The sequence below is a fragment of the Nannocystis pusilla genome, assembly GCF_026626665.1.
GTDB lineage: Bacteria > Myxococcota_A > Polyangia > Nannocystales > Nannocystaceae > Nannocystis > Nannocystis pusilla.
Genome location: NZ_JAPNKE010000002.1, coordinates 4,038,976 through 4,056,600, shown reverse-complemented (window position 1 = coordinate 4,056,600; position 17,625 = coordinate 4,038,976). Strand labels below are relative to the sequence as shown.

Sequence of the window (17,625 nt, the reverse complement as noted above, 5' to 3'; positions counted from 1 at the left end):
CATGAGCGAAACGACCAACTACGAGCACGTGGAGCGCTGCATCGAGGTCATCCGCCGCGGCGGGATGATCGTCCTCGTCGACGACAAGGACCGCGAGAACGAGGGCGACCTGGTCTGCGCGGCCGAGCACTGCACGCCGGAGCAGGTCAACTTCATGTGCCGGTGGGGCCGCGGCCTCATCTGCCTGGCGCTGACGGCCGACCGCGTGCGCGAGCTGCGGCTGCCGATGATGGTGCCGACCGACCCGGGGCACATGGGCACCGCGTTCACCGTCTCGATCGAGGCGCGCAGCGGCGTCACCACCGGCATCTCGGCGGCCGACCGCGCGCAGACGATCCGCGTCGCCAGCGACGAGAAGTTCGGCCCGCACGACGTGGTCAGCCCCGGCCACATCTTCCCGCTGCGGGCCCAGCCCGGCGGCGTGCTCGTCCGCTCGGGCCACACCGAGGGCTCGGTCGACCTGGCCCGCCTGGCCGGCCTGCGCTCCGCCGGCGTGATCTGCGAGATCATGCGCGACGACGGCGAGATGGCCCGCATGGACGATCTCGAGGCGTTCGCGCGCACGCACGACCTGCCGATTTTGACGATCGCCGATCTGATCGGCTACCGCCTGCAGCGCGAGACGCTGATCGAGGAGATCGCCCGCCAGCCGCTCGAGTCGCCGATCCTCGGCATCACCGCGCAGGACGGCTGGACGATGCACACCTTCCGCTCGACGGTCGAGCCGGCCAGCTTCTACGTCGCGCTGTGCAAGGGCGACCTGCACCAGCGCGAGGACGGCGACGACGCGGTGCTGCTGCGGGCCCAGCGGTCGCAGGTGCTCGAGGACGTGTTCGGGGTGACGGGCGACGGCGCGGCCAGCCGGATGCGCGCGAGCCTCAAGCAGATCGATCGCGCCGGCCGCGGGGTGTTCCTGTACGTGCTCGGCCACCGCTGGCCGTCCGACCCGCTGCTGACGCCGCGCACCGCCGAGCCGGCGCCGGCGCTCAAGCCCGCGGAGGCCGGCTTCCGCGAGTTCGGCCTCGGCGCCCAGGTGCTGCGCAGCCTCGGCATCCACCGCATCGAGGTGATCACCAACAACCCGCGCAAGATCGTCGGGCTGACCGGCTTCGGCATCCACACCGTCGGCGCCGTGCCGCTCGAGGAGGGGGCGGTTGGCTGAGGCTGGCAGGGCGGACATGTCCCAGGGGACACGTCCGCGCGGCCGTCGCGTCCTGCTGATCGTCAGCGGCGGGATCGCGGCCTACAAGACGCCGGAGCTAGTGCGGGCGTTCGTCGCCGCCGGCTGCGAGGTCCAGGTGGTGATGACGCCGGCGGCCGCGGCGTTCGTCAGCGAGCTGTCGCTGGCGACGGTGTCGACTCGGCCGGTGCGCAAGCGCCTGCTCGACCCGGAGGAGGAGGGCCACGTCGGTCACATCGAGCTGGCCGACTGGCCCGACCTCGTGGTCGTCGCGCCCGCGACCGCCGACCTGCTGGCGCGCGCGACCGCCGGGATGGCCGACGACCTGGCGGCGACGGTGCTGCTGGCCACGCGCGCGCCGGTGCTGTGGGCGCCGGCGATGAACACCAACATGTGGCGCCACCCGGCGACGCAGGCCAACCTGGCGACGCTGCGCACCCGCGGGGCCGAGTTCGTCGGGCCCGATCGCGGGCAGCTGGCGTGCGGGTGGATCGGCGAGGGCCGCATGATCGACCCGCCGCTGATCGTCGCGGCCGCGCTGGCGCAGCTCGAGGCGCGCGGGCCGTGGGCCAAAAAGCGCGTGCTGGTCTCGGCCGGGCCGACGCGCACGTACATCGATCCGGTCCGCTTCGTCACCAACGCGTCCACCGGGGCGATGGGGTTCGCGCTGGCCGAGGCGGCCAGGCGCGCCGGCGCCGAGGTGACGCTGGTCGCGGGGCCGGTCGAGCTGGCGACGCCCCAGGGCGTACGCCGCCTCGACGTCGAGACCGCGGAGCAGATGTACGCGGCGATGGAGACCGAGCTGTCCCAAAAGCCATATGATTGGGTGGCGATGGTCGCGGCGGTGCAGGACCTCGAGATCGACGGCGGGGCCGGGCGCAAGCTCGAGAAGGCCGAGCTGCTGACGACGCTGCCGACGCTCGGCTGGCGAGCGGCGCGCGACATCCTCGCCGCGCTGACGGCCCGCTTCGGCCGCGGCGCGCCCGCCGGGGCCGCGCGCGCTTCCTCGGGTTCGCGGCGCAGACGGTCGAGGATGGCCCCGAGGACAGGTTGCAGCAGGAGCTGATCCGCCTCGGCGAGGCCAAGCTGCGGGCCAAGGGCGCCGACGCGATCTTCGTCAACCGCGTCGGCGCGCCCGGGGTCGGCTTCGCGTCGGCGACCAACGCCGGCCTGCTGCTCGCCCGCGACGGCGAGGCGATCGCCGTGCGCGCGTCGGGCCCGCCGATCGCCAAGGCGGCGCTGGCGACCTGGCTGCTCGACGCGCTGGCGGTCACATAACCGGGGGGAGGATCTCGTGGAGGGCGATCGACGCGAAGCGACGCGACGGCTGGCGGTCCAGTTCGCCGCGCACTTGCGCCACCTCCGGGAGTTCCGGGGCCTGGCGTACGTGTCGGCCGCGCCGTCGCCCCGTCGCGCGCCCGAGCCCGAAGCGCGCACGGCCGCACCCGTCGAGGCGGCCTGGCCGTCCGGACAGGCGACCGCCGAGCACGCCGCGAGCGCGCGCGCGCCGACATGGCCCGAAGGACAGGCAGAATCCGACCCGCCGTCGCGTGGGCCGCACGCGCCGTCGTCCGCGCGTCCGCAGCCGAGCCCGCCGGCGCGCGAAGGGACGCAGACTCGCGAAGGCGCGCCGGGGCCGGAGGGGCGCGCGAGTCACAGCCGCGCGCGGCGAGCCGCGACGGCGGACCCGAGGGGTCGGGCGAGTCGCAGACGCGCCCCACGAATCGAGACGAGTGGCCGCAGCAGTCGCAGCCGCGCGGAACGAATCGGGACGAGGGGTCGCAGCAGTCGCAGGCGCGCGGAACGAATCGAGACGAGTGGTCGCGCGAGTCACAGACGCGCCCCGCGAATCGAGACGAGTGGTCGCGCGAGTCGCAGCCGCGCGCGGCGCATCGGGACGAGGGGCCGCAGCAGTCGCAGCCTCGCACCGCGAACCGCGAGAACGGTCCGGAGTGGTCGCGCGAGTCGCAGGCGCGCGGAGCGGATCGGGACGAGTGGTCGCGCGAGTCGCAGGCGCGCGGGGCGAATCGGGACGAGGCGTCGCGCGGAGCAAATCGAGACGAGCGGTCGCGCGAGTCGCAGCCGCGCACGGCGAGCCGCGAGAGCGGTTCGGAGTGGTCGCAGCAGTCACAGCCGCGCGCGGCGAGCCGTGAGAGCGGTTCGGAGTGGCCGCGCGAGTCACAGCCGCGCGCGGCGAGCCGCGAGAGCGGTCCGGAGTGGCCGCGCGAGTCGCAGCCGCGTGCGGCGAGCGGGCCGGACCACGACGAGCCGCCCGAGATCGAGTGGGGCGACGACACGCCGGCGCCGCGTGCCGCCAGCGTGACGCAGCGACCGCCGACCGCAGACCGGTCGCCGCCTCGCCCGGCGAGCGCGCCTCCGCCGTCGCGCAGCGCCAGCCCGCCACCTGCGGAGGCCCGCCCCCGCAGCCCCAGCCTGCCGCTGGTGGATCCGTCAGGGCCGCCGCGCGCGGCCGAGAGTCCGCCGCGCGCGGGCAGCGACGGAGGGCTGCGCGCGCAGGCTCAGGCGTGGACGCCGGGGCAGAAGCTCGAGTACCTGCGGAGCCGCAACGTCGGTGACTGCACGCGCTGCAAGCTGGCGAAGACCCGCACGAACATCGTATTCGGGGTGGGCGACCCGAACGCCCGCGTGATGTTCATCGGCGAGGCGCCCGGCGCGGACGAAGATCGGCGCGGCGAGCCGTTCGTCGGCGCGGCCGGTCGGCGGCTGACGCAGTGGATCGAGCGCCTCGGCATGAAGCGCGAGCAGGTCTACATCGCCAACGTGCTCAAGTGCCGTCCGCCCGGCAACCGCGACCCGGCCGCCGAGGAGATCGAGAAGTGCTCGCCGTTCCTGCGGGCCCAGGTGCGGGCGATCCGTCCCGCGGTGATCGTGGCGCTCGGCAGGTACGCCGGGATGTTGCTGATCGGCACCGATCAGGATCTGAAGTTGGCACAGATGCGCAACCGTCGTTTTACCTACGATGACGCCGGTGCGGGCCTGCAGATCCCACTTCACGTCACGTATCATCCATCGTACGTGATCCGGCGCGAGGGGGAGCTCCCTCCGGGTCAGCGAAACCCGGCCGACGACACGGTGATGTCGGACCTCGAGCGAGCGCTGCGCGTGCTGCGAAGTTGATCTCCTCATGCACATGCAATGCCCGGACGATCGACGGAATTCTACGTGCGAAGCGCTGTGGAGAATTTCGTCACGCGCCGCTCGTGGGGGCAGCGCCGCGAAATTCCTCGCATCCAGATTCTTCGGCGCGTGTCCTGTCAGCGGCTGATGCTGTTCGGCAGTACAGTTGACGTGTCGCGTCGCCACTTCTACAGTCACGGTTCTGTGGCGACGCGATGACGAAGGCTGAACTCATCGAAAAAATCGCACGCAATCGTGATCTGCCGCCGGACATCACGAAGAAGTGTGTGCAGCAGATCCTCGAGATCGCCTTCGGGGAGCTCTCCGCGTACTTCGTCAAGGCGCGAGTGACCCGGGCTCAGAGCCCGCGCTTCACGTTCCCCGGCTTCGGCACCTTCACCAAGAAGAAGCGCTCGGCTCGCAAGGGCGTCAACCCGCGGACGCTCGAGCCGATGACGATCGACGCGGCGTTCACCATCGACTTCCGCCCGGGCGTCGAGCTGCGCGCCAGCCTCAACGTGCCGGCCGGCAAGGCCCCCGCGGCCCGCAAGCGGCGCACCTCGCCGGCGCAGCTCGAGCTGCAGCCGCCCAGCGTCGACCCGGCCGAGCTCGACGAGCTCGACGAGGACGAGGTCGCCGAGGAGGCGGACGAGGCCGACGAGGCGCTGATCCTCCGCCGCCGCTTCACCGCGCGCGAGGACCTCGAGGAGGACGACGCCGACGACGAGTTCGACGAGGTCTCGCTCGCGGTGCTGCGCCGCCAGGAGCCGGCCGACCCGCGGCTCGAGCTGCCGCCCGCGCCGATGCAGCGCGCCGACGTCCCCGGCCGCCGCGCCCACGCGCGCACCGGCTCGCGCTCGTAGCTGTCCGCGAGGACATGTAGAAAGGGTCATGGCCTCGCGGTCATGGCCCTTCGAGCATGTCCGAATCGACATGAAAAAGGGCCATGACCGCATGGTCATGGCCCTTGATCCACTGCGGGACGGGCGCGAGGTTCACTGCGGCGCGGCCAGCTTGGCGTCGTTCTTCGGCGGCTCGGTGGTCTTCGGCGCGGCGGTCAGGCCGACGGGGCTGGTCTTGCCCTTGGGCTTGCTGGGGCTGCTGGAGATGGTGCCGGGGCCGGTCTTGGGCTTGCCGTCGCTGGCGCTGAGCGTGCCGACGCCGGGCTTGGGCGCCTCGCCCTCGCGGGTGGTCACCAGCGAGGCGCTCTTCGGCTCGGTCGGCTGGCTGCCCGGCGCGGCGAGGCGGGCGGAGGTGGCGACGGTCGGCGTGCCGCCGGCTCGCGCGGGCGTCGACTCGTCGGCGCGCGGCGGCTGGGTGTCGTCGGTGGACCGGGTCGGAGCGGGGTCCGGCGTGGTCGCGGGCTCGGGCGTCGCAGCGGGCTCGGGCGTGGCGGCAGGCTGAGCCGCGGGAGTCGGAGCTGAGGTGCTCGACGAATCGACCGCGGCCTGACGCGCCGGCTTGCCCTTGCCCTTGCCCTTCTGGGACCCGTTGGAGGTGCCCTGCGTGCCCGAGCCGCGAGACGACGAATACGAGAAGGAGCAGGCGGGCAGGGTGAAGGCGAGGGCCATGAAGACCGGAAGCAGCTTGCGCATAAAACCTCGGCGTCCAGGACGCGCGACTTAGTGTCTTATTCAGGAGCGCCCGGGCCAAGGGGTCGCGTCGCGCCGGGCGGCATCGCCCTCCGGCAGCGAGCTCACGACGACGGAGATCGACGCGTGCGAGGGCCGATACCGCCCGCTGCGCGCGACCTGCCCGATCCGCGGGCCTGGCAGCGTCTCCGCGGCCGTTCGCGGCGAGAGGGCCGATATCACCCGTCGTTCGTGAGGCTGCGAGGCGGCTTTACAGACCGGTGGGGGTCTCCGTTAGCGTGGAGACCGGGGGCGCCGCCCAGGCGCCGGGAGGGTGGGGAGCCGAGATGACACGCCAGAAGATCGACGACCAGCGCAAGCAGCAGATCCGGGCTGCGGCGACCCGGTGCTTCGTGCGCCGCGGCTACTCCTCGACGCGACTCCTCGACATCGCCCGCGACGCCGGTCTCAGCAAGGGCGGCGTTTATTTCCACTACAAGGCCAAGGAGTCGCTGTTCCACGACATCCTGGACGCGCAGTTGCTGGCCTTGCAGGAGCGCTGGGCGGCGGACGTACCGCCGGACCTGCCGGCCGACCGGGCGCTGGCGCAGGTGGCCGCGAATCACCTCCGCCTGTTCGTGGAGCACGGCGACGAGGCCAAGCTGTGCAACCTGCTGGTGACGATGTCGGGCCAGATCCAGGAGTACCGCGAGAAGCTCGAGCGCACCTTCGTCGAGATGCGGACCGCTTACGCGGAGATCGTCCGCCGCGGGGTCGAGCAAGGCGTGCTGAGCGGCGACCCGCAGGTGGTGGCTCGCGGCATCATCGCCGTGATCTACGGGCTCGCGGCCCAGGCCTCGGTCGACCCGCAGGGCCGGATCCCGCTGACCGTCGAGCAGGCCGTCGAGCAGATCATGCGACTCGCGGGCTCGAAGGCGTGAAGTCGTCGTCGTCGTCGGCGACCGGCCGGGTGAAGCGGACGCCGCCGAGGCCGATCCAGCCCTCGTCGGCGCCGACCGGTCGGCCGGCCGCGTAGGCGACGAGGTCAGCCCCGTAGCCGACGGGGAACAGGCGCGCGGCGGTCACGAGCGCCGCGGTGCCGCTCGGCGGGTCGAGGCCCGGGACGTCCTTGCAGACGCGGCCCAGCTGGTCGGGCCGGCCGTCGGCGAGGGCGGCGAGGGCGGCCCGGTCGCGGGCCATCAGCGCCGCCGCGCGGTCCTTCGTCAGCGCGGGCCGGCCGTACGCCGGACCCTCGTGCCCGAGCTCGGCGGTCACCCACCACAGCACGCGCCTGTCCTCGAGGACATGTTCCATGGTGGCGAGGAAGGCCTCGACCGGGCCGCCCTCGTCGAGCTCGATCGCACCCGGGCCGCACAGCACCGGGAGTACCGGAGGACATGTCCCATCGTACAGGTGCTGAAGGACAGCCGCGGCGAGCTCGAGGCTCATGGCCTCGCGGTGGCGGATCTCCTCGCGGCGGATCCACGGCAGCCGGCGGTCGAGCGCCCGCACCAGCGCCGGGTCGGACGCCAGCTCGCCGCGCGGGGTGGCGTAGCGCTTGTCGGTGACGACGAACGGCTGCAGGCCCGGGTGGTAGTCGGTGCCGAGGACGACCACGAGGTCGATGTCGCGGGCGCGCGGGAGGCCGCGCAGGACCTCGTCGCACAGGCCGGCGGCGGCGCGCGTGGCCGCGTCGGCCGGGGCGCCCGCGGCGAGCAGCGGCTGGTGCGGCAGCAGCACGCCGAGCGCGGCGCCGGCGTCGGTGAACCTGGTCGAAGGGTCAGGTATGGCGGCGGCCAGCAGCTCGGCCAGCGCGGCCGGGTCGTCGGGGTAGAGCAGGCCGGCCCAGCGCGGGCGGCGGACCGGGCTGGCCAGGAACTCGCGGTGGATGGCCTCCCAGCGGGCGCGGAAGGCGGCGTCGTCGAGGTAGCCGGCGGCCTCGAGGTCGCGCACCAGCGCCTCGAGGTCGGCGAGCTCGATGTCGAGGATCCCGCGCATCGCCAGGGACTGGCGGATCTGCGGGACGGTGCGCTGACCGTCGAGCGCGTCGAGCACGACCGAGGCCTCCTGTGGGAAGGCGACCTGCTCGCTGAGGCCGGTCGGATCGCGCAGGACCAGCAGCGCCTCGTCGCCGCGCTGAAGATGGAGGCGCTCGACCTTGCGGAGCCTGGGCTTGTCGCGGCCGGTGCTCATCGTCCGTTGCCCGCGCAGGGTTCGTCGAGGTCGGGGAAGAGGCCGCGGAGGGCCCGCTGAGCGCTCTGGGCCAGCTCCTGGCGCTTGCCCGCGGCGCACAGGGCCTGGCGCACGTCGTCGGTGCCGGGGCCCTCGAGGCGCTGCAGCGCGCGCACGAGGCGGAGCGCGACCGCGAGGTCGTCGGTGCCGCGCAGCACCGCGGCGACGACGTCGGCGCCGGCGGGGCCGTGGCGGTCGACGAGCTGGCGCGCGGCCTCGGCCCGGCGGTCGACGTTCTGCGCGACGTCGACGACCACGGCCTGCAGGGCCGCGAAGGCGTCGGGTCCGCCGCAGCGGCCGAGCGCGGCCAGGACCTCGCGCGCGACCGTGGGGTCGGCCTCGAAGGTGTCGCCGCTGGTGGCGGTGCCGTCGCGCAGGCGGCGGAGGATCGGCGTGGAGCAGGGGCCGTCGACCCGCGCGAGCGCGGCGGCGCGGACCTCGGGCCAGGCGTGGCGCTGGCTGGCGTCGAGCCAGGCGCCGCTGTCGGGCAGGGCGGCGACGGCGAAGGCCGCGGTGGCGACGCGCGGGGCGTCGGCGCCGATGAGCTGCAGGCGCTCGACGAGCGCGGCGGCGCGGGTGGCATCGACGCCGGCGAGGGCGAGGCTGCCGAGGATCTCGCTGCGCAGGGCGACGCGCTTGTCGGCGGGGAGGTGCTGCTCGACGAGGCGGGCGAGGACGTCCTGCGCGGCGGGGTCGCTGCGGCGCGCGACGAGGACGCGAACGGCGGCGACGCGCGCGGCGAACTCCCCGGCCGCGTCCTCGGCGAGGGCGGCGGCGCGACCGGTGAACGCGGCGTCGCCGGCGTCGCCCAGCGCGGCGCGCAGCAGCACGAGGCCGGGCAGACGCGCCGGCTCACTGCCGTCGAGCGCGGCGTCGACGACCTTGATCAGCTGCGCGCGCTCGTTGGCGGAGCTGTGGGCGCGGCGGGCGATCGCCTGGCGCAGCGCGGCGCGCAGGGTCGGCGCGCCGAGGCCGACCAGCGCGACCAGCTCGGGCAGCTTGTCGGCCGGGGTGACCGCGACGAGGTCGGCGATCAGGAGGCCGCGCAGCTCCTCGGTGAACGACTTCTCGGCGATGAGCCCCGTCAGCGCGGGCGCGGCCGCGGGCCCTGCGCGCGCAAGACCTCGCGCCACGGCTCGGCCGCGGGCAGCTCGATGCCCTGCTCCTGCGACTGCTTGACCGCGGCGGCGACGTCGCGGCGCATGGCCTCGGCGAACAGCGGGATGTCCTCGGGGCGGGCGATGCCGCCGAGCAGGGCGAGCAGGCGGCGCTGCTCGGCGGTGGTCGGCGCCGGCGTGGCGGCCATGCGCGCGGTGACCAGCGGCGCGGCCACGGCGGGGTGCAGCTCGAGGCGGGCGCGGGCCTGCAGGTAGTCCTTGCCGCGGCCGGTCAACACCAGCCCGATGTCGGCGGCGGCCTGCTCGGGGCCGTAGGGCGGCTGGGCAACGGCCGGCTCGGCGACGGGGCCGCGGCGGGCCCCGCCTTGCCGCCGCGGGCCGGGGCGAGGGCGGCGAGCATGACTGGTCCATCGGACATGCCCGAACGGACCTGTCCCGAAGGACCTGCGCTCGGGGACATGCTCGATGCGCCAGGTGCCGCGCCGGCGAGCGCGAGCCAGGCGAGGAGCGGGACGGCGGACAGGGGGTCGCCACGGGGGACAAGACTGCCACGCCTCGGCGCTCACTGCAGCACGATCGTCTCGATTTGCCGGCGCGACAGGACGTACGAGAGGAGCAGCGCGCGCTTGTCCGTGGCTTGAGTCACGTCGAGCAGGCGCAGGAACTCGGCGCTGTCGGAGTCCGCCTCGGCCTGGTTGGCGAGCATCCGCTGGACCACCCCGACCAGCGCGCCGGCCTTGAGCGGGGTGTCGGTCGGCATGCGGAGGAAGAAGCCGAAGTACTCGTGGGCGACGCCGGCCATCTGCAGGCCCTCGGGGCGCGGCAGGAGCATCTGCAGCAGGCCGCGGCGGCCCTTCGACATGTTGCCGAAGCCGAGCTCCTGCACCGCGGCCTCGGTGGCGACGGCGAAGAAGCCGGCGTCGACCGGCGTGCCGACGACGAGGCGGTCGACCTCGCGGGGCAGCGTGCGCTTGCCGCGGGCGAAGTTGGCGGCGATCTCGGTCATCACCGCGGGCGGCGCGACGACCAGCTCGCCGGTGTCGAGCACGCGCAGCAGGACCTCCTGGCCCTGGTAGCGCAGCGGGGTGAGCGCCCAGGTGTCGTCGCCGCGGGCGAGCAGTCGTCCGGCGGCGGTGGCGGCGGCGAGCTTGGCGGCGAGGTCGGGGATCTCGAGGATGGCGGCGGAGCGGCGGAAGTCGCGGTGCGCGAGGGCGAACGCGCCGCGGGTCCAGGCCGCCACGGTGTCGTCGCCGAGGGCGCGGGCGACCTGGCAGGTGGCGTCGGCGAACACCGGCTCCGGCCGGCGCGGGCGGCCCTCGGCCTCGGCCTGGGCGCGCCGCTTCTTGTACGCCTCGGTCCGCTTCTTCTCCTCGGCGACGACGTCCGACATGGCCTTTGAACAGGTACACCTGTCTCTCGGGACTTGCGCTGGGCCTTGCGGAGGATCCGCAGGTCGTCGAGCTGGGCCCGCACGTGCGGGTCGCAGGTCAGGACGTACTCGGCGATCTCGTCGAGCTGCTGGGCCAGCGGCGAGGCCATGAGCCGCTGGATGTGGGCGTGGAAGACGACGTCGAAGTCCTTGGGCAAAAACCGGGCGGTGTAGGGCAGGTGTCCGCGGCGGGTGTCGGTCTTGCCGGCGTCCCAGAAGCGGCGCAGCGCGGCCTTGAGGTCCTCGGGGCGGTCCTCCTTCTCGTACAGCTTGACCAGGCGGAGCAGACCGTCAGTGACGAGCTCGCGGCGATCGGTGCGCTCGTCGAGCAGCTCTTCGAAGTGCTCGATCGCGCAGTCGCGGCGCTCGATCTCCTCCATGCAGTGGACGCCCTTGCGGTGCAGCCGCTCGGCGCTCGACTCGCCGCCGTGGGCGGGCGCGGGCGCCAGGGCGAGCAGGGCGAGGGAGGCGGCGGTGACGAGCGTGCGGGGGGACACTGCGGCGAGCATGGACCGTCGCCGCGGCGGGGGCCACTGTGCGCGGCGGCGCGGGTGTGTCAAAACCCGCGCGTCTTTTATGGGTCCTGACGCCTACGACTACGTGTTGCCGCCCGAGCAGATCGCCCAGACGCCGGCGGCGCGGCGCGGTGACGCCCGGCTGCTGGTGCAGCGCGACGCGGGGGCGCCGGTCCACGCCCGCGCGCGTGAGCTGCCGCGCTTCCTCGATCCGCGAGCGCTCGTCGTCGTGAACGACTCGCGGGTGGTGCCGGCGCGGCTGCGGGTGATGCACGGGACGCGCGAGCTGGAGCTGCTGGTGAGCGACCCGCGGCCGGGGCTCGGGCCCGGGCAGACGTTCCGCGCGTGGGTCCGCGGGGCCAAGCGGCTGCGGCCTGGCGACGTCGTGACCTGCGGCGAATGGGTCGCTCGTTACGTCGAGCCGGACGTGATCGATCCGCGGGCGCGCGTGTTCGCGGTCGAGGCCGGCGAGTGGATGAGCGCGCTGCAGAGCCGCGGCGAGGTCCCGCTGCCGCCGTACATCCGGCGGCCCGAGGGGCCCACCGCCGACGACGCGAGCCGCTATCAGACGGTCTACGCCGCGCAGCCGGGCTCGGTCGCGGCGCCGACCGCCGGGCTGCACTGGGAGCCCGAGGTGCTGGAGCAGCTCGACGTCGTGCGCGTCACCCTGCACGTCGGGCCGGGCACGTTCTTGCCGCTCGAGGCCGAGGACGTGCGCGAGCACAAGGTCGGCGCCGAGCGCATCGAGGTCGACGCGGCGGCGGCGAGCCGGATCGCGGCGGCCAAGGCGGAGGGGCGGCCGGTGGTGGCGATCGGGACCACGGCCACGCGCGCGCTCGAGGCGGTGGCGCGCGCCGGCGGCGGGACCGTGGTGCCGTTCTCCGGCGCCACCGACCTGGTGATCGCGCCGGGCTTCGAGTTCCGGGTGGTCGACGCGATCGTCACCAACTTCCACCTGCCGCGCAGCTCGCTGCTGATGCTGGTGTGCTGCCTCGGCGGGCGCGAGCGCGTGCTGGCGGCCTACGCCGCGGCGGTGGCCGCCGGCTACCGCTTCTACTCCTACGGCGACTGCATGCTGCTCACGCGCATGGACGCGCCGCAGTGAAGCATGGTCGAAGGGGCATGCTCTGAAGCGCATGTCCTCGGGGCATGCGCATCAGGACATGTCTTCGCGGACATCACGGTTTCGGCTCGAAGGTCTCGCAGCGGCGGCGCCTGCACGCCGGGGCGAGGCCGCGTGTGCGCTCAGCCGAGCACGAGGACGGCCAGGCCGAGGACGACCAGGTAGGGCACGAAGGGCAGGACGCCGACGCGGACCAGCAGGACCAGCAGGACGCGCAGGGTGGCGACGCCGACGACGAAGCTGACGAGGAAGCCGATGATGAAGGCCAGCGGATCGGCGGCGGGCATGCCGTGCTTCATCAGGCCGATGGCCTCCTTGAGCGAGGCGCCGAGGATGGCCGGGATCGCCAGCAGGAAGGAGAAGCGGGCCGCCGGCAGGCGGCCGAGGCCGAGGGCCATGGCCGCGGCGATGGTGGAGCCGCTGCGCGAGATGCCGGGCAGGATGGCGACGAGCTGGGCGAGGCCGATCAGCAGCGCCTGCAGCGGCCGCGGCACCTCCTGCGGCCGGTGCTGTCGCCGCGCGCGCCACTCGGCGAAGCCGAGCATGGCCGCGGTGACGAGGAAGCAGACGCCGATGGCCTTGGGGTAGTGCTCGGTGGCGATGACGAGGCCCTCGACCGGCGGCGCCAGGGCGGCCGCCAGCGGCAAGGTGCCGAGCACGAGGGCGAAGAGCAGGGCGCGCGCGTCGGTGGGCGAGCTGCCCGAGGCGGCGCGGCCGTGGCTGTCCGCAGGGACATGCCCTGTCGGGTCGGTCACGCCCCTGGCGATGGGGCTGTCCGCGGGGACATGTCCGGCCGGGTCGGTCGCCGCGCGCGGCGGGCAGCGGGTTGTCCGCGCCGGCGAGTAAGCTGTCCGAAGGGACATGCCCGGCGCGGCCTGTCGTCCCACGCGCGGCGGCGTCTGGAAGGGCCTGCTCCGCCGGGCGGGCGGAGCGTGCTTCGAGGCTGTCTGGAAGGGCATGTCCGGTCGCACCTGGCGTAACGGGCATGTCTTTTAAGCATGTCCCGGACGCAGCACGCCGCGGGCGATCGTCAGCAGGTCGTCGCGGTAGTGGATGAGGACGGCCAGCAGGGTGCCGGCGTGGACGACGATGTTGAAGGAGTGGCCGCCTGCGCCGGCTTGGAGGCCGGCGACGCGCTCGGCCAGGGCGAGGTGGCCGGACGAGGAGATCGGCAGGAACTCGGCGACGCCCTGGAGGGCGCCGAGGAGGGCGGCGAGGCCGAGGCTGAGGTCGGGGGCGGACATGGCGATCAGGCGGCGATCGAGGCGGTTACGTCGCGCTGCGCCCCGGCATTCCGCTGGGCCGGCTGCGGTTCGCGCGATGCACGGAGCGGGTCACGACGAACCGTTGCGGCTTGCGAGGCGCAAAGAGCGGGGGACGCTGGCCGGCCAGGACGCGCGGCGCGTCGCGGATCACGACGACACGTCGCAACTTGCGAGATGGCAGGCGAAAGCCGGTCGGTGCCGGGTTCGCTACGCACGGCGCGGGTCACGATGACCGGTTGCGACTTGCGAGGTTCAGGAGAGCGCTGGCCGGCGCCGGGCTCGCGGCAGGCTGCGCGCGTCACGACTCGTCGTCGCCCGGGAACGAGGGGGACCGCTCGATCATGCCGCGCTCCCACAGGTGATTTTCGATCGCCTGCATCAAGGGGAAGGTGCTGCGGCGGTCGAGCGCGGTGATGAAGAAGGTGTCGGGGCCGGCCTCGGCGCGGCGCACCGCCAGCTCCTCGGCGTCGAGGAGGTCGCACTTGTTGAAGACGAGCAGGCGCGGGACCTTGCCGGCGCCGAGGCCGCCGAGGATCGCCTCGACGGCGCTGCGCTGCTGGTCGCGATCGGGGTCGCTGGCGTCGACCACGAGCAGCAGCAGGTCGGCGTCGGCGACCTCCTCGAGGGTGGCGCTGAACGCCTGCAGCAGCGCGGGCGGGAGGTCGCGGATGAAGCCGACGGTGTCGAGCAGGACGACCTCGCGGTCCTCGGGGAAGCGGATCCGCCGGACCGTGGGGTCGAGGGTGGCGAACAGCTTGTTCTCGGCCAGGACCTCGCTCTGGGTCACGGTGTTGAGCAGGCTCGACTTGCCGGCGTTGGTGTAGCCGACGATCGCGACCACCGGCACGTTGGTGCTGCGGCGGAGGGCGCGGCGCTGGTCGCGACGCTGGCGCAGCTCGTCGAGGCGGCGGGTGAGGGCGCCAATGCGCTCCTTGGCGCGGCGGCGATCGATCTCGAGCTTGGTCTCGCCGGGGCCGCGCCCGCCGATGCCGCCGGCCAGCCGCGACATCGCGGTGCCCTTGCCGACCATGCGCGGCAGCATGTAGCGCAGCTGGGCCAGCTCGACCTGCAGCTTGCCGTCGGCGCTGCGGGCGTGCTGGGCGAAGATGTCGAGGATGAGCGTGGTGCGGTCGATGACCTTGAGCTCGGTCTCCTCGGCGATCGCGTGCGCCTGCGAGGGGGTGAGGTCGGGGTCGCAGATCAGCAGCTCGCAGTCCTGCTCGAGCGCGCGGACGATGACCTCGCGCAGCTTGCCCTGGCCGAAGAAAGTGCGCGGGTCGGGCTGCGGGCGCCGCTGGGTCACGAGGTCCATCAGCTGGATGCCGGCGGTGCGGCACAGCTCGCGCAGCTCGGAGATCCGCGCCGCGACCTCGGGGCCGCCGCCGTGGACCACCAGCGCGGTGGCCTTGGTGCCGCGCGCCTCGGCCCGCGCGTCGGTGGTGGCGGCGACGAGCCGAGCCTCGAGCTCGCGGATGAAGCCGGTGAAGTCGACCGGGAGGTCGGGCGCGCCGGGCGGGGGCGGGGTCTGCTCGTCCGGGCGCGTCGACAGGTCGGGGCTGAGCGTCGAGACAGGTACCCGGGGCCAGGTGCGGATCGTGAACACCTCGGCGGCGCGGGGCGGGGCCGGGGTGAGGCTGGCGAGGTCGAGCTGGATGCCCGCGGGGCCGCGGTGGACGGCGGCGACGAGGTCGAGGCGCAGCTTGGCGAGGTCGGCCAGCTCCTCGCGCGTGAGCGGGTCGGGCACCAGGTGGGTGACGATCAGGCGGATGCCGCGGAGGCGGCCGAGCGCGCCGCGGACGCGGGCGAACTCCGGCAGGCTGAGGCTGTGCGCGTCGCCGAGGATGACCGCCTCGACCTGACCGCGGCGGTCGATGAAGAGGCCGAGCTGGCGCCCGAGCTGGTGCGAGAGGTCGAGCAGGTCGCGGGCGAGCGCGGCCGAGACGACGCGATCGGCGGGCACGCGGCGCTCGCCGAGGCGCTGCAGCGCGCGCGACTGGCTGCTCTTGAGGTTGGCGGTGTCCCCGTGGAGGCGGTCGGCGCTCACGCGGTGATCCCTCGAAGATGGCCTTCAGGACAGGTCATGTCTGGTCGGTGATTCGCTGGAGATGGCCCGCAGGACAGGTCGAGACGGAGGGCGGTGCTCACGGACATGTCCTTCAGGACAGGTCATGTCTGGTCGTCGTCCTCGAGCAGCTTGAGGCCGACGGCGAGGGCCTGCTGGGCGCGCTGGGCGGCGTCGCGGCGGCGGGCGAGCAGGGTCTCGGCGCGGTCGAGCTGGGCGCCGAGCTCGTCGACCTGGTGCTCGAGGCCGGCGATCCGGCGGTTGTTGTCGGCGGCGGCGTCGTCGGCCTGGGCGCGGGCCTCGGCCAGCGCCGCCTGCAGCGAGCCGAGCTCGCCGCGCGCGGTCTCCTCGGCCTGCGCCAGCGTCTGTTGCAGCTGCTGGATCTCCCGCCGCGCCGCCTCCTCGGTGGCGGCCAGCGTCTGCGTCAGCTGGCTGACCTGCAGGCGGGCGTTCTCCTCGGTCTCCATCAGCGCCTGCGACATGCGCTCGCGCTCCTGCTGGGCCTGATCGCGCAGACCGTTGATTTGGTTCTGCAGCTGCGCGACGGCGGCGCGGTGGTCCTCCTCGCGCTCGTCGAGCTCGGCGTGGTGCTGGCGCGCGAGCGACTCGAGGGAGGCGACCCGCTCGGTCTCGGCGTCGGCGAGGGCGCGCTCCATCTCCTGGCGGTGGTTCTCGAGCTGCGACTCGAGGTCGGTGACGCTCTTGCGCGCGCCCTCGAAGCCGTCGACGAGGCTGGAGACCTGACCGTTCGCCTCGACGAGCTGGGCGGTGAGGCGCTCGCGCTCGTTCTCGAGCTCGGTGAGCATGCCGGTCTGCATCTCGAGCCGCTGCTGGGCCTCGGCGAGGGCGATGGCGGCCTTGTCGCGGTCCTGGGCGGTCTGGGCGCGGAAGGCCGCGAACTCGGTCTCGGTCTCCTTGAGCTTCTTCTGCGTGACCTCGAGGCGGGTCTTGACGCCCTCCTCGCGCTTGAGCGCGGTCTGCTTGTCGCGCACCGCGGCCTCGATGTTCTCGCGCGACGACAGGATCTGCTCCTGGGCGGCGAGGACCTGGTTCTCGAGCTCGCCGATCTGCGCCTGCAGCTCGCGCTGGAGCTTCTTGGCGTCGACGATGTTGCGCTCGCGCGACGCGAGCTCGTCCTTGAGCGTGAGGATCTCGCGGCTGCGCGCGTTGAGCTGGCTCTTCAGCTGCAACACCTCGCGCTGGGCCTTGAAGCCGCCGACGGCCATGGAGGCGTCGGACATCTCGCCGTCGGGCGGCGGCACGGCGCCGGAGCCCTCGCGCGGGATGGCCGACGAGGGCTCGTCCTGGAGCGCGTTGAAGCCGTCCTGGAACTCCTGCTCGAAGGCCTGGCGGTTTTCGCCGGTGCGCGCGGGCGCGTCGCGCAGCTCGACCTCGAGGCGCTCTTTCGACCGGCCGGCGCGGGCCGGCTTGGCGGGTTGGGGCGCGCCGGCCCCCGCCGGGGCGTTGTCGGGCTTGGCCTCGCCGATCGGCAGGACGGGGCGGATGGCGGCGACCAGGCGCGACTCGTCGAGCGGCAGGCGCAGGTAGTCGTCGGCGTGGGTCTTGAGGTTGCGGTGCTGCTCGAACACGTCGTCGCTGACGTTCGAGGAGTACATGATGAGCGGGATCCGCTTGGTGTCCTCGTGCCGCCGCAGGCGGTTGCACACCGAGAAGCCGGACGTGAGCGGCAGCTCGGCGCGCAAAAAGATGATGTCCGGCGCCGCCTGACGCGCGACGTTGACAGCCTCGGGCCCGTTCTCGGTGATGGTGAACTCGAAGCCGTAGGGGGCCAGGATGTTCTTCAGGGTTGCCGGGGTCTTGCCGTCCGCGTCGATGATCAGCGCTGAGTGCACGTGGGCCAAAATATCCGGCCTTGCTCGCTTCCACCAGGGGCGACGGGCCGGCGGCTGGCTGCCCGCGTAACGAAGTTTTGCGGGGCGTCGCGGGGGTCCGCGCGGAGGCTCTCCGCGGCCTCGTCGCGCGGTCACCGCG

General features: G+C 73.7%; 17 protein-coding genes. 8 read left to right on the top strand and 9 right to left on the bottom strand.

The features are described 5' to 3' along the window. Position 1: 1 nt before the first annotated feature. The 5 genes from ribB to OV079_RS17745 all read left to right on the top strand — a co-directional run bounded on the left by ribB (position 2) and on the right by OV079_RS17745 (position 5,181). Positions 2–1,162, top strand: a complete 1,161-nt coding sequence (ribB, locus tag OV079_RS17765) for a 3,4-dihydroxy-2-butanone-4-phosphate synthase (RefSeq protein ID WP_267708542.1) — start codon at positions 2–4, stop codon at positions 1,160–1,162. Positions 1,163–1,178: 16 nt separating this feature from the next. Continuing rightward, a complete protein-coding gene (gene coaBC / locus OV079_RS17760) occupies positions 1,179–2,246 on the top strand; it encodes a bifunctional phosphopantothenoylcysteine decarboxylase/phosphopantothenate--cysteine ligase CoaBC (protein ID WP_338088912.1) in 1,068 nt (355 codons plus the stop codon). Continuing rightward, positions 2,231–2,458, top strand: a complete 228-nt coding sequence (locus OV079_RS56025; RefSeq protein WP_338088911.1) for a phosphopantothenoylcysteine decarboxylase domain-containing protein — start codon at positions 2,231–2,233, stop codon at positions 2,456–2,458. Before coaBC ends, OV079_RS56025 begins: the two co-directional genes overlap by 16 nt. A gap of 1,164 nt (positions 2,459–3,622) precedes the next feature. Then, on the top strand, positions 3,623–4,318 hold the full coding sequence (locus OV079_RS56020) for a uracil-DNA glycosylase (RefSeq protein WP_338088910.1): 696 nt from the start codon (positions 3,623–3,625) through the stop codon (positions 4,316–4,318). A 215-nt stretch (positions 4,319–4,533) separates the two neighbouring features. Continuing rightward, a complete protein-coding gene (locus tag OV079_RS17745; RefSeq protein ID WP_267769979.1) occupies positions 4,534–5,181 on the top strand; it encodes an HU family DNA-binding protein in 648 nt (215 codons plus the stop codon). Positions 5,182–5,313: 132 nt separating this feature from the next. Here OV079_RS17745 and OV079_RS17740 read toward each other — a convergent pair whose 3' ends face one another. Continuing rightward, entirely contained in the window at positions 5,314–5,913 is a 600-nt protein-coding gene (locus tag OV079_RS17740) for a hypothetical protein (RefSeq protein WP_267769978.1), read from the bottom strand. A gap of 323 nt (positions 5,914–6,236) precedes the next feature. Between OV079_RS17740 and OV079_RS17735 the strand changes: the two genes are divergently transcribed. After that, positions 6,237–6,830 (top strand): TetR/AcrR family transcriptional regulator, encoded by a 594-nt coding sequence (locus OV079_RS17735; RefSeq protein ID WP_267769976.1) that lies wholly within the window; start codon positions 6,237–6,239, stop codon positions 6,828–6,830. On the opposite strand, the gene amrB is transcribed toward OV079_RS17735, so the two are convergent. The 4 genes from amrB to OV079_RS17715 are packed head-to-tail and all read right to left on the bottom strand — an operon-like array spanning position 6,802 to position 10,629. Next, positions 6,802–8,082: an AmmeMemoRadiSam system protein B gene (amrB, locus tag OV079_RS17730; RefSeq protein ID WP_267769974.1), complete on the bottom strand. Its 1,281-nt coding sequence runs from the start codon at positions 8,080–8,082 to the stop codon at positions 6,802–6,804. The genes OV079_RS17735 and amrB overlap by 29 nt on opposite strands. Then, a complete protein-coding gene (locus OV079_RS17725; RefSeq protein ID WP_267769973.1) occupies positions 8,079–9,254 on the bottom strand; it encodes a hypothetical protein in 1,176 nt (391 codons plus the stop codon). The genes amrB and OV079_RS17725 overlap by 4 nt, the downstream gene beginning before the upstream one ends. Then, entirely contained in the window at positions 9,206–9,805 is a 600-nt protein-coding gene (locus OV079_RS17720; RefSeq protein ID WP_267769971.1) for a hypothetical protein, read from the bottom strand. The genes OV079_RS17725 and OV079_RS17720 overlap by 49 nt, the downstream gene beginning before the upstream one ends. After that, complete coding sequence (locus OV079_RS17715) at positions 9,802–10,629, bottom strand: hypothetical protein (protein ID WP_267769969.1); 828 nt, start codon at positions 10,627–10,629, stop codon at positions 9,802–9,804. Before OV079_RS17715 ends, OV079_RS17720 begins: the two co-directional genes overlap by 4 nt. Before the next feature lie 5 nt (positions 10,630–10,634). Between OV079_RS17715 and OV079_RS17710 the strand changes: the two genes are divergently transcribed. Beyond that, entirely contained in the window at positions 10,635–11,255 is a 621-nt protein-coding gene (locus OV079_RS17710; RefSeq protein WP_267769967.1) for a hypothetical protein, read from the top strand. Then, the gene (queA, locus tag OV079_RS17705) at positions 11,245–12,288 is read left to right on the top strand and encodes a tRNA preQ1(34) S-adenosylmethionine ribosyltransferase-isomerase QueA (RefSeq protein WP_267769965.1); all 1,044 of its coding nucleotides are present in this window, start codon (positions 11,245–11,247) and stop codon (positions 12,286–12,288) included. Before OV079_RS17710 ends, queA begins: the two co-directional genes overlap by 11 nt. Before the next feature lie 140 nt (positions 12,289–12,428). Here queA and OV079_RS17700 read toward each other — a convergent pair whose 3' ends face one another. The 4 genes from OV079_RS17700 to OV079_RS17685 all read right to left on the bottom strand — a co-directional run bounded on the left by OV079_RS17700 (position 12,429) and on the right by OV079_RS17685 (position 17,486). Beyond that, a complete protein-coding gene (locus OV079_RS17700; RefSeq protein ID WP_267769964.1) occupies positions 12,429–13,061 on the bottom strand; it encodes an undecaprenyl-diphosphate phosphatase in 633 nt (210 codons plus the stop codon). 237 nt (positions 13,062–13,298) lie between these two features. Beyond that, on the bottom strand, positions 13,299–13,550 hold the full coding sequence (locus OV079_RS17695) for an undecaprenyl-diphosphate phosphatase (protein WP_267769963.1): 252 nt from the start codon (positions 13,548–13,550) through the stop codon (positions 13,299–13,301). Between the two features lie 319 nt (positions 13,551–13,869). Beyond that, complete coding sequence (gene hflX, locus OV079_RS56015; RefSeq protein WP_267769962.1) at positions 13,870–15,615, bottom strand: GTPase HflX; 1,746 nt, start codon at positions 15,613–15,615, stop codon at positions 13,870–13,872. Between the two features lie 122 nt (positions 15,616–15,737). Next, positions 15,738–17,486, bottom strand: coding sequence for a response regulator (locus tag OV079_RS17685; protein ID WP_267769961.1), 1,749 nt, complete (start codon positions 17,484–17,486; stop codon positions 15,738–15,740). Positions 17,487–17,625 lie beyond the last annotated feature (139 nt).